Raw genomic sequence first — 11,328 nt, forward strand, 5'->3', positions numbered from 1 at the left:
GGCCAAACGTGGCTGTCGTGTGGGGGGCGGGGGGGGGGGGCCCGGCGGCCCCCTGGCTGGCGGTCGGGCCCCCGGGGCCGGCCCCGGCGCCCCGGGGGGCCTCTCCGTCTCCGGTGGGCCCGGGGCCCGGCCGGCTCACCACCGCCAGCCCGCCCACGCGCCCGCCACCGTGAGCAGCAGGACGGCGGCGCCGTTCACCCGCGGGTACATCAGCGCCGTCGCGACCACCTCGCGCAGGGCGGCGCTGGGCCAGTAGTACCCGGCGGTCGGCGCGCCGACGACCTGCCCGGGCACGCCCGCCCGGCGGGTGGTGACGGCGGAGCGGAGCACGTGGAAGCTGCTGGTCACCACGGTGCAGTGGTAACCGGGCCGCTCGCGCTCCATCAGCTCCCGGCTGAAGGCGAGATTCTCGGTGGTGTTGGTGGCCTTCTCCTCGCGTCGGATCCGCTCGCGCGGGCAGCCGGCGGCGACCAGGTGCTCCGCCATGGCCGAGGCCTCGGTGCAGCTCTCGTGCGGCCCCTTGCCGCCGGTCACCAGCAGCAGCGGCGGGCGCCCGGCGGCCTCCTCGGCGCGGTAGAGCGCGACCGCCCGGTCCAGCCGGGAGGCGAGCAGCGGTGGTACCTCGCAGCCGTCCAGTCCGGCGCCCAGCACCACCACGTAGTCGGCGCCCGGCCGCGGGGCGAGTCGACGGTACAACAGGGTGTACCCGAGGAAGCAGAGCAGCAGGAAGGCGCCGTAGCCGCCGAGCAGTACGGCGGCCCCGGCCACCGCCCGCAGCGCCCGGACACTGAGGTAGGTGGCCGAGAGCAGCAGCGCCAGCAGCCCGAGCAGGGCCGCGCCGGCGAGCAGTGACAGCAGACTGGCCGGCCGGGTGCCCTCCCGCCGGACCATGGTGACCCCGTTGGCCACCAGCAGGGCGGCCGCCACCAGCCCGCTCAGCCAGACCGCGCCCGCCACCGCGGCCGTGACGGCGCCGGCCGCCGGTGCGGCGAAGTGGCCGGCGGCGCTCACCGTGCCGAGCGCCGCGCAGACGGCGATCAGACCGAGCAGCACCCCGTTGCCGAACCTCCTCGGTTCCTGGATCCGGGAGAGCAGGACCACGGCGAGCAGGGCGGACATCAGAAGGGCTTGCATGCCGGGATCGTAGGCACAGACGACGCGGCGCCGCTGCCCGCCTGGACCGACCCGGCGGGCGGCGGCGCAGGTGGGGGCGGTGGTGGGGGCGGTGGTGCGGGTGCCCGCGCGGGCTCCGGTGGCGCGGGCGCCGGGCTCACCCCTCCTCGTGCGGGCGGGCGTGGCGGGGCAGCAGGAAGGCGACCAGGAAGGTGAGCACGAGCAGGCCGGCGCGCCTGAGCCGCGGACTCACGGCCTTCCGGCCGTGCCCGGGAACGACCAGGCCCCCGCCGGGTGGGCGGGGGCCTGGTCGGAGGCGGGAACGGTCAGCCGGCGTCGGCCGTCGGCGCGCTGCGCCGGCCACGCTGGTCCAGCGAGGCCAGATAGGCGTTGTACGCGGCCAGCTCGGCGTCGCCGCTGCGCTCCTCGGCACGGTCCCGGCGGCGCGACACCCGCTGCTCGGAGCGCATCCACTGGTAGACCAGCGCGATCAGCACGATGGCGGTCGGGATCTCGCCGAACGCCCAGGTGATGCCACCGGCCAGCTTCTGGTCGTCCAGCAGCTTCGTCCCGGGCGGCGCCGCCTCCTCGGTGAAGGTGGTCACCAGCGGGTGGCTGGCCATCATCACCGCGACGCCGAAGAAGGCGTGGAACGGCATCCCCATGAACAGCTCGATGATCCGCATCACATGGCCCGGCCGGTGCGGGCCCGGGTCCACGCCCATGATCGGCCAGAAGAACGCCAGCCCGGCGGCGAGGAAGTGCACCATCATGAAGATGTGCCCGAGCCGGTACTGCATGAGGAAGTCGAACAGTGGGGTGAAGTAGACCCCGTAGAGGCTCGCGATGAACAGCGGGATGGTGAAGCCCGGGTGCGAGATCACCCGGACGTAGGTGCTGTGCAGCAGGGCCACCAGCAGCTCGCGCGGCCCGCGCGGCCGGCCCTTGCCGGCCGGACGCAGCGCCCGCAGCGCCAACGTGATCGGCGCGCCGAGCAGCAGCAGGATGGGCGACAGCATGGAGAGCACCATGTGCTGCATCATGTGCGCGCTGAACAGCACCATGCCGTAGTCGTTCAGCCCGGTGCAGGTGACCAGGATCACCGAGCCGATGCCCGCCGCCCAGCCGATCGACCGGCCGACGGGCCAGCGGTCACCGCGCCGGTACAGCCGGACGACGCCCGCGCCGTACAGGGCCAGGGCGGCCAGGCTCCCGATCAGGAACACCCAGTCGGGGGACCAGGTCAAGACGTTGGACAGGGAGAACGGGCCCAGCTCTGCCATTCCGCCGTGGTGGTGCATCCCTGACATTCCGTCGCCCATCGGCGGGTCCCGCTTTCCCTCGTCACGGCCCCTGGATGGGTCCGGTTCGCCCGTTTTGCTTGCCTCCACAGCCTAGGCGGGCCTTACTCCGGATCTTCCTCCGCCCCCTGCTTCGGTCCGGCGGGGCAACGCGCCGGTCGCCGACCTGCGCGCCGCCCCGCCCGTGCGGACCGGCGTGGGTCAGGACCCGTTGCCCTTCTTCAGGCAGAACTCCTTGTCGCTGTGCTCCGTCAGGTAGTCGGCGTCGATGAGGCCGGCGACGTCGAAGGTCTTCAGGCCGGGGTCGTTCGGCTTGAGGTCCGGGTCCAGCCACTGCTGGAGGCCGTTGCCCGGCTGCGAGAACGCGCCCGCGATGTGGCCCTCCTGGACCTTGAACGGCTTCTTCACCTCGAAGCAGTGGTAGTTGGCGTCCCCGCCGTTGAGGGAGTCCGGCGGAAGGGCGCGCTCGGCGAACGGCGTGCCGCCGGGGGCCAGGAACTTCCCACGAGCGTTGTTCCCGAACCGGTCCAGCTTCTTCCCGGCCTTCAGCTCGCGCTCGGTCATGTCGAGGTCGCCGTTGTTGTCGCTGAAACCGTTGTGGTCCGGGTACTTCCAGCCCCGCCAGTCCCGGTACCAGTCCAGGAACCGGGCCGGCGTCACTCCGCCGAGCCGGTCGTAGTCCTTCAGCAGCTCCTTCACCACCGGGTCGGTCGGCAGGACGGCCGGGCCGAGTTCGACCCGGGTACAGAGGTACTTCTCCGCGCCGGCGTCGTAGACCTTCGGAACGTTGTCGCACTCGGCGATCGGCACCCGCTGGGAGGCGGTGGACTGGGCGACGGCGGTGCCGGTCGCGGCCAGCCCGGTCAGGGGCAGAACGGCTGCCATCGTGAAGGCGGCGAGAGCGGGGCTGCGCATGGGCGGTTCCGTTCGGAGGGGGAGTGGGGGCCACGGCCACCGGCTCCTACTGCCCGTCCGGTGGCGTTTGGCACCCGCACGGTGACACAAAGCGACACTGTTTGTTCGCGGATGACCGTTCCGCTCCCGCCGTGCCCACCCGTTCGGCCCTGTGCGCCGACCACACCCCGTGCGGCGGCCGACGGGCGGCGGAAGGCGTCCGGGGGCTGCCGGAGGTCGGTCGGGTGCGCGGGCGGTGCGGGCCCGCGCACCCGACCTCGGGCCTGGTCAGAAGGTGACGGACTTCAGGTAGCTGGTCTCACCGCGCGGGCCGGCCACGTAGAGGGTGTGCCCGTCGGGGCCGAGGGCGGTGGCGCCGACGCCGTCCAGGCCGAAGTCGGTGAGGCCGACCGAGGGCAGGAAGGAGCGGGAGGCGGTGTCGTAGGCGAGGACGGCGGCCGAGGGCTTCCAGCCGTCCTTGAGGACGAACAGACGGCCGCCGTCCGGGGAGACCGACACCAGGTGGGTGTCGGCGGAGGTGGCCGGGCCGCCGAGGGTGAAGGCCGTGCGGGAGGTGTCGGTGAAGGGGTCGAGCTCGTACCCGGACCCCTGGGCGGAGCGGCTGCCGAGGGCGTAGAGCCGGGTGCCCTGGGGGGACGCGGCGACCTCGGTCGCGGCGGCCAGCGGCCGGACGGTGCGGATCACGGTCGGCACGGGGGTGGTCAGGTCGAGGTGGACGACGCCGGCGCCGGTGGCGACATACGCGTCGGCGCCGCCGTTGTGGAGGGCGATCCCGTCGACCGTGGAGTCGTCGAGCGTGGTTGCGCCGGTGAACGAGCGGCTGAAGGTGTCGAAGACCAGCACCCGGCCGGGCCCGGACGACCCCGACTGGGTCACGAACACCCGGGAGCCGTCGGCGCTGACGGCGAGCGAGCGTGGACCGTCGACGGGCGTGCGGGAGAGCACGGTGCGGCCGCCGAGGTCGACGGTCAGCAGGTGGTCGGCGGCGAGGACGTAGAGCCGGTTGCCGTCGGGGCTGAGCACGGGCCGGCCGACGGTGCCGTCCTCGCCGAGCGGGGTCTGCGCGACGACCGTCCCGGTGCGGGTGTCGACGGTGCGCAGGACGGCGGGGTAGCCGGTGCCGATGCGGTCCTCGGCGACGACGTAGGCGCGGTTGCCGTCGGCGCTGACGGCGATGCCGAACGCCCGCCACCCGACCGCGGTGGCGGCCGCGTCGCCCGTGCTGGTGGCGGCGGTGGCGGCAGTCGGCACGGCGCACAGGAGCGTGGCGGAGGTGGCGCAGACGGCGATCCAACGAGCCTTGCGCAGAAGTGAGTTCATGGACCTCTCCCCGGGTCGGTCGCCTCGCGGTGCGCGAGGGCGTGGTCACGCTACGGGGGAGCGGGAGAGGGCGAGGAGGAGATGTGGAGGAGTTGACCGAATCGACATTGGTCTAGTCCAAAAGGCGACAGCCGCGCCCCTGCCGAGGCCTGGGCGCGGCGTGCGGCGTGCGGGGTTCGGGATGGGTCAGTCGCGTGGCACGAGGACGTTCTCGCCGCGGCGGCCGGCCTCGAAGTCGTCGATGTCGCGGAGCTTCATCTCCGTCATGTTCGACGCCTCCAAACTCCCCTGCTGGGAGAACGTCCCCACCACCCGCGACATCACGGCGTACTGCCACAGCCGCGACGTCTGGGTGGAGGCAGAACTCGGCGAGGTCGGCGGCAAGGACGGCGCCCACGCCCCATGCGTGCGCACCCACCCGGACCAGGCACGGGAGTTCGTCACCGCCACCGCCGTCGACTCGCTTGCCGTGGCCGTCGGCGGCTCCCACGCTATGCTCACCCGTGACGCCACCCTCGGCTTCGCCCTCATCGCCCGGCCGCGCGCCGCGGTGAGCATCCCGCTCGTCCTGCACGGTTCCTCCGGCGTCGGCGACGCTGACATCGCCCGCGCCGTTGCCGTCGGCATGACGAAGGTCAACATCTCCACCCACCTCAACAGGACGTTCACCCAGTCCGTCCGCACCCGCCTCGATGCGGATGCCACGACCGCCGACCCGCGCAGGTACCTCGGGCCCGCGCGCGACGCCGTCGCGGCAGAGGCGACGCTTCTCCTGCGCGTGCTCAACCCCGGCAGGCAGACTGCTGCCCAGCTGGTGCTGCGAGCAGGTGCTGGGCCTTGCCGCCTTCCACCTGACGTCCTGGCACCTTCGGGCCCTCGGAACGATCCTGGGAAGGCGGCGTCAGCGCTGACGATGTCGGCAGCCATCCCCTGTGAAGCGACCCCGAGGGTCCCACTCGCAGGGGGTTCCCATTTCCCACAGGCCGGGATGCACAGGCGGCCGGAGCACCTCTCGGACATGACGGATGCCGAAGGGGCCGTGGCGCGAGGTGCGTGCCCGGATACCACCCGGGCGGGCGCCGGGGACGAGCCAGGCAGGGTCCGGCGCCGGCGGCCCGGAACACGGAGGCGAGGACCTGTCGACCCTCAACGCACAGGCCGGCGCCCCGGACGGGGCGAGGATGCCGCCCAGGGCGGGAGGCGGGCAGGTGGTGCGGGCAAAAGGTGGGGGCCTCCCGGCTGGTTCGGACGGTGTGTCCGTTTCGGTCGGGAGGCCCTGTCCTGCTCAGGTGTTTGTGGTGGTGGTTAGTTGACGGTCCAGTGCTGGAGTGCGCTGTCGGTGTCCGGTTGCTGGGTGACGAGGGCTCCGTTGGTGGTGGAGGCGGGCCCGCGGACCATCGAGTCCCACGCCCGGGTCGGCGGCGCGGGCATCGCCGACATCGTGCGCCTGGCCTACGGGGTGGACCTGCCGCAGTTGACCGTGGGCCTGCCGCTCGGCCTGCTGCCACCACCGCCGAGCCTACCGACCCCCGGGGCGGGAGCCGCCGGCCACGCGATCCTTCCGGCGCCGGGGACGATCACCGCCCTCCACGTCCCGGCCGACCTCCCGGACTCGGTGATCGTCGCGCTGGGCTGCGCCGTCGCAGACGTGATCCGCCCGCTGCTGTCCGGCTGCGAAAGGAAGGCCGGTGTGGTTGTCGCACGGGCCGCCAGCACGGCCGGCACGACCGCCCTGAGCGAGCAGGTAGCCCCCGCCATCGGAATCACCGTCTCCTCCGTCGACCGGGGGAGTTCAGCACTGAAGGGAAGTACGCCGTGACACGGCGACGCGTTCTCGTGGTCGGCTGGAAGAAGCCGCTGCTCAAGAAGGCCAAGGAGCTGGGCGTCGAGGTCTGGTACGTCCAGCACCCCGAACTCCACCAGCCGGAAACCCGGGAGTACGCGGATGTGACACTGCTGCTCGACTACACCGACCAGGCGCTGCTCGTCCCAGCGGTGGTGGCCCTGCACAGCACCCACCCGTTCGACGCGGTGGTGGGGATCGCGGAGGACGCCCTGCTCCCGGTGGCGGAACTGAACAGCACGCTGGGGCTGCGCGGGCCCTCGCGCGACACCGTGCGGCTGCTCACGGACAAGTGGGCGATGCGTGGCCGGCTGGCCGAGCGGGGCGTGAGCCCGGTCCGGTCTGCCATCGGCACGAGCGCCGCGGACCTCACCGCTTTCGGAGACCGGGTCGGCTACCCGTTCATCGCCAAGCCGATCGCCGGGTACGGGAGTTACGGGATCGCCCTGGTGCACGGACCGGCCGAGGCAGCGGCCGTGTCGGCAGGCTTCCAGGCAGTGGGAAGCCCGGCCTTCCTGGCCGAGGAGTTCCTCGACGGGCCGGAGGTCAGTGCGGAGTGCTTCAGTTTCCACGGACGCCACCTCGTCCTGGCCGTGACCGACAAGCTGGTGGGCGACAGCTTCGTCGAAGCCGGTCACGCGGTGCCCGCGAGGCTCGACGCCGCGACCGAAGCCGCCGTCGTGATCCTGGTGCGGGACTTCCTGGACGCGGTGGAACTCACCGACGGCCCCTCCCACATCGAGGTCAAGCTGACTCCGGACGGCCCCCGGATCATCGAGGGCCACAACCGCCGTGGCGGCGACCGCATCAACGAACTGGTCGAACTGGTCTACGGAATCGACATGGAGACCCTGACGGTCGCCTGGGCCCTGGACCTGGTCCCCCCGTTGCAGGAGCCGCCGCCGCTTGGACGCGCCGCCGCCGTACGCTTCCTCGCGGCACAGCCGGGGACGCTCACCGAGATCACCGGTACCGACGTCGCCGAACGGCCTGACGTCGTCCAACTGCAGATCAACGTGACACCGGGGCAGCGTCTCGGCCCGGTGGAGTGGTCCGACGACCGCCCCGGGTTCGTCCTCACCACGGGCGACACCGCAGCCGCGGCGATGGCGGCCGGCGAGCACTGCGCGCAGCGGGTGGTCTTCCACACCCGGCCCGAACCGGCGCCGCAGGCACCTGAGCCCGCCACCGCCAACGGGCCGCGCCGCAGCCTGGACCAGGCCGAACTGCTCGGATACCGGCGGCCGAACGGGCAACAGCGGGAAGGGAGCGGACACCATGCGGAGCAGGGCCCGCCCGCGAGCTGACCAGACGCCCCTCCGGCCGGCACCGCAGCGCGAGCGCCACGAGGGCCTGTGGCGGCAGCGTGACTTCCGGCTGCTGTGGATCGGCCAGGGTGCCAGCAAGCTCGGCAGCGCCGTCACGACCGTCTCCCTGCCGCTGATCGCCGTCCTCACCCTGCACACCACCGCCTTCGGCGTCGGCGTACTCGAAGCCGCCGTCTGGCTGCCGTGGCTGATCGTCGGCCTGCCGGCAGGCGCGTTGGTCGACCGATGGGCACCCCGGCCGGTCATGGTCGTCTGCGACCTCGCATCGCTGCTGCTCCTGGGGAGCGTTCCGGCCGCAGCCTGGTTCGGCATGCTGACATTCCCCCAACTCGTCGTGGTGGCACTGCTCGCCGGGGCCGCCGGCGTATTCTTCTCGACGGCCTACCAGGTGCTCCTGCCCAGCCTGCTGGCCCCCGCGGACCTGCCCGAGGGCAATGCCAGGATGCAGGGGACCGAAGCGGCAGCCCAGGTCGCCGGCCCCGGGCTCGGCGGTCTGCTCGCCCAACTGGCCGGCCCCGTCCTCGGTCTGCTCATGGACACCCTCAGCTTCGCCGTCTCCGCCCTGTGCCTGCGACGCATCACCACCACCGACCGGCGCCCGCCACGTGACCCGGCCGCCGGCACCCGCTCACTGCGCGGGGAGATCAGCGAGGGTCTGGGGTTCCTCGTCCGCGACCCCTACCTGCGCTCGATCTGCGGCTTCTCCGCCCTGACCAACCTGACCGGCAGCGTCCTGCAAGCGGTGCTGGTGGTCTTCCTCCTGCACGATGTCGGCCTGAGCCCGGGCGTCGTCGGCGGGCTACTGGGCACCATTGGCCTCGGCGGAGTCCTGGGGGCGACTGTCGCGACCAGGATCACCCGGCGCTTCGGCACCGCGCGCGGCCTGCTGCTGTGCAACCTGTGCACCGCTCCGGCCGCGCTGCTCGTCCCGCTCACGGGCCACGGGCCGCGCCTGGTCATGTTGGTGGCGGGCGGCCTGCTGACGACAGCCGGGGTCATCGCGTTCAACGTGATCTTCGGCAGCTTCCGGGCAGCCTACGTTCCGTCGCACCTGCTCGGCCGCGTCGTCGCCGGCGGACGGTTCGTCAACTACAGCACCATTCCCGTCGGCGCCCTGCTCGGCGGCAGCCTGGGCACCCTTCTCGGCCTGCGCCCCACGGTCTGGATCGCCGCCGCCGGTACCGCCCTCAGCGTCGCCGCCCTGCTCGCCGGACCGGTCCGCCACGGGCGCGACCTGCCCACCGCCCCGGCCGTCCGCACCGAACCACCTGAGGAGAACGCCCGATGACCGCACCGAACACCACCCACGTCGTGGTCGGCTTCAACACGTCGCTGCTGGCAGAACTCGATCGGCTGCTGTCGCCGGCGTCCGTCCTCGTCATTGAGGAACCCGACGTGATCGAGGCCCGAGCAGTCGAGCAGCACCTGAAGGCGCTGCCGTAGCGGGGCTGTTCGGTGCCCCGGTGCAGGACGAGCACGATCCGCAGGCCGTGCTCGCCGCCGTCCCACGGCCTGACGCGGTGCGCGTGGTGACACCCGCCAACGAGTACGGCGTCGTCGCCGCGGCCGCCCTTGCCGAACAGTGGGGACTGCCCGGGGCGACCCTTGGCGCCGCGCTGGTCCTGCGGGACAAGCTCCGCCTGAGGATGCGATGCCGGACCGCGGGGATTCCGCAGCCCGCCTTCCGCGAGGCCTTCGGCGCGCGGGACGTGAGGGTCTTCCGCGAGCTGCACGGTGGGGTGTGCGTGCTCAAGCCGACGAACCGGCAGGGCAGCCTGGTAGTCCTGCCGCTCGGCCCGGACGACGGTCTCGGCGCGGCCTGGGCGGAATGCGTGGCGGACGAGGCGCCGCTGCGCAGGCCGAAGCGTGCCCTGCCCACCCGGTACCTGGTGGAGGAGCGCCTGACCGGAGAGGAGGTCAGTACGGAGGCCCTCGTCCACCGTGGCGAGGTCGTCTTCGTCAATGTCACGGCCAAGCGCGTCCAGAGCGCGCGCCGACCGGTGGAACTGGGCCACGTCGTGCCTACGGGCCTCCCCGCGGATCTGCTCGCCCGACTCACCGGCCGCCTCGTCGAAGCCACCGGCTTCGCCTCAGCTTGACTCTGTCGTGTCCGTCTGCCGGCCGGTGCGCGCGAGCCCATTCGCCGCGCACGGAAGGAACCCGGCCACCATGTCACAGCCCATCGAGGTGATCGGCGGGATCGACACCCACACCGACCTCCACCAGGCCGCCGTCATCGACACCATCGGCCGGCACCTGGCCACCGAGGCGTTCCCCACAACGCCCGCGGGCTACCGGGACCTGCTGGAGTGGCTCCATTCCCACGGCCAAGTACAGGCCGTAGGGATGGAGGGCACAGGCTCCTTCGGTGCCGAGCTTTCCCGCTACCTCCGTGCCAACCAGATCGTTGTCATCGAGGTGGACCGACCCGACCGTCGCGCTCGCCGTGTGTCCGGGAAGTCCGACCCCATCGATGCCTATGCCGCCGCAACTGCGGTACTCGCCGGTCGGGCCACCGGCACCCCGAAGCACCGCGACGGCGCGGTCGAGGCAATCCGCGGACTGCGCGTGGTACGCGCCAGCGCCGTCAAGGCCCGTACCCAGACCGTCAACCAGATCAAATCACTGATCATCACCGCGCCCGCCGAGGTACGCGAAGCGCTGCGCTCGCTGACCACCACCGAGCTGGTCCGACGGCCGGCCGTCAGTCGTCCGGGCAACGATCTGGCGGACCCGGCCACGGCCGTCAAAGTAGCTCTCAAGCCTCTGGCCAGGCGCTACCGGTACTTGAGCGAGGAGATAGCGGACGCGGACGCCGAGCTCCGCGCCCTGATCACCCACACCGCACCCGGACTGCTCGCACTGCTCGGCGTCGGGACCGAGACCGCCGGCCAGCTGCTGGTCACCGCCGGGGACAACCCCGACAGACTCGCCTCCGAGGCCTCCTTCGCCCACCTGTGCGCCGCCGCACCCGTGCCGGCATCCTCCGGGCGCACCGACCGCCACCGCCTCAACCGTGGCGGAGACCGCCAGGCCAACCGCGCACCGCACACGATCGTGTTGGTCCGCATGCGTCACGACCCGCGCACCCGCGACTACGTCGCACGACGCACCGGCGAAGGACTCAAGACGAAGGACATCTTCAGATGCCTCAAGCGCTTCGGCGCGCGAGAGGTCTTCCACCACCTCACCAGCGCATTCAGCAGCGCACTCGGGTCGTCTCCTACAGCTTGACGATCTATAGAAGCTTCAGAATCAAGCTGAGACCTTCATCCCTGCTTGGCAGGTGAGAGCGCAGGCTGACACCCAGGGCAGTTGACATAAACGTGCCCGACCGGACGGCATCGAAGGCCAGGAACGGTGTCCGGGTGAACACGGCACCCGGTATACCCTGCCCGAGTCCGAGACGAGACACGGACACCGTCAAGCAGGCTGTCTGTCGGGGGTTGGGGTTGGCGGTCGTCTCCGAGCACGTCATTCGTCAGGAGACGGAGTCGGGGATGCTGGC

At 72.2% G+C, this 11,328-nt stretch carries 10 protein-coding genes and 1 pseudogene; 8 read left to right on the forward strand and 3 right to left on the reverse strand.

Annotated features, from left to right (window positions below; all coding sequences use genetic code 11):
- Nucleotides 1-135: 135 nt before the first annotated feature.
- From ACFXHB_RS43160 to ACFXHB_RS43170, 3 genes are all read right to left on the reverse strand, one after another.
- Nucleotides 136-1,134 carry a YdcF family protein gene (locus tag ACFXHB_RS43160; protein WP_380582455.1) on the reverse strand — a complete coding sequence of 333 codons (999 nt, stop codon included), beginning with the start codon at nucleotides 1,132-1,134 and terminating at the stop codon, nucleotides 136-138.
- 305 nt (nucleotides 1,135-1,439) lie between these two features.
- Complete coding sequence (locus tag ACFXHB_RS43165) at nucleotides 1,440-2,414, reverse strand: cytochrome c oxidase assembly protein (RefSeq protein ID WP_380582457.1); 975 nt, start codon at nucleotides 2,412-2,414, stop codon at nucleotides 1,440-1,442.
- A 201-nt stretch (nucleotides 2,415-2,615) separates the two neighbouring features.
- On the reverse strand, nucleotides 2,616-3,329 hold the full coding sequence (locus ACFXHB_RS43170) for a TNT domain-containing protein (RefSeq protein WP_380582459.1): 714 nt from the start codon (nucleotides 3,327-3,329) through the stop codon (nucleotides 2,616-2,618).
- Nucleotides 3,330-3,846: 517 nt separating this feature from the next.
- Here ACFXHB_RS43170 and ACFXHB_RS43175 point away from each other — a divergent pair.
- The 8 genes and pseudogenes from ACFXHB_RS43175 (at nucleotide 3,847) to ACFXHB_RS43210 (ending at nucleotide 11,054) form a co-directional block, all read left to right on the forward strand.
- A complete protein-coding gene (locus tag ACFXHB_RS43175; RefSeq protein ID WP_380582472.1) occupies nucleotides 3,847-3,945 on the forward strand; it encodes a hypothetical protein in 99 nt (32 codons plus the stop codon).
- Between the two features lie 957 nt (nucleotides 3,946-4,902).
- Nucleotides 4,903-5,445: pseudogene (locus tag ACFXHB_RS43180) on the forward strand (class II fructose-bisphosphate aldolase); the annotation flags it as partial.
- Between the two features lie 558 nt (nucleotides 5,446-6,003).
- The gene (locus ACFXHB_RS43185; RefSeq protein ID WP_380582461.1) at nucleotides 6,004-6,468 is read left to right on the forward strand and encodes a hypothetical protein; all 465 of its coding nucleotides are present in this window, start codon (nucleotides 6,004-6,006) and stop codon (nucleotides 6,466-6,468) included.
- The gene (locus tag ACFXHB_RS43190) at nucleotides 6,465-7,799 is read left to right on the forward strand and encodes an ATP-grasp domain-containing protein (protein WP_380582462.1); all 1,335 of its coding nucleotides are present in this window, start codon (nucleotides 6,465-6,467) and stop codon (nucleotides 7,797-7,799) included. Before ACFXHB_RS43185 ends, ACFXHB_RS43190 begins: the two co-directional genes overlap by 4 nt.
- Entirely contained in the window at nucleotides 7,771-9,108 is a 1,338-nt protein-coding gene (locus ACFXHB_RS43195) for an MFS transporter (RefSeq protein ID WP_380582464.1), read from the forward strand. Before ACFXHB_RS43190 ends, ACFXHB_RS43195 begins: the two co-directional genes overlap by 29 nt.
- On the forward strand, nucleotides 9,105-9,263 hold the full coding sequence (locus ACFXHB_RS43200) for a hypothetical protein (RefSeq protein ID WP_380582466.1): 159 nt from the start codon (nucleotides 9,105-9,107) through the stop codon (nucleotides 9,261-9,263). Before ACFXHB_RS43195 ends, ACFXHB_RS43200 begins: the two co-directional genes overlap by 4 nt.
- 20 nt (nucleotides 9,264-9,283) lie before the next feature.
- A complete protein-coding gene (locus ACFXHB_RS43205; RefSeq protein WP_380582468.1) occupies nucleotides 9,284-9,919 on the forward strand; it encodes an acetyl-CoA carboxylase biotin carboxylase subunit family protein in 636 nt (211 codons plus the stop codon).
- Nucleotides 9,920-9,989: 70 nt separating this feature from the next.
- Nucleotides 9,990-11,054 carry an IS110 family transposase gene (locus tag ACFXHB_RS43210; protein ID WP_380582470.1) on the forward strand — a complete coding sequence of 355 codons (1,065 nt, stop codon included), beginning with the start codon at nucleotides 9,990-9,992 and terminating at the stop codon, nucleotides 11,052-11,054.
- Nucleotides 11,055-11,328 lie beyond the last annotated feature (274 nt).

Origin of the sequence: Kitasatospora sp. NPDC059327 (assembly GCF_042752535.1) — a bacterium.
GTDB lineage: Bacteria > Actinomycetota > Actinomycetes > Streptomycetales > Streptomycetaceae > Kitasatospora.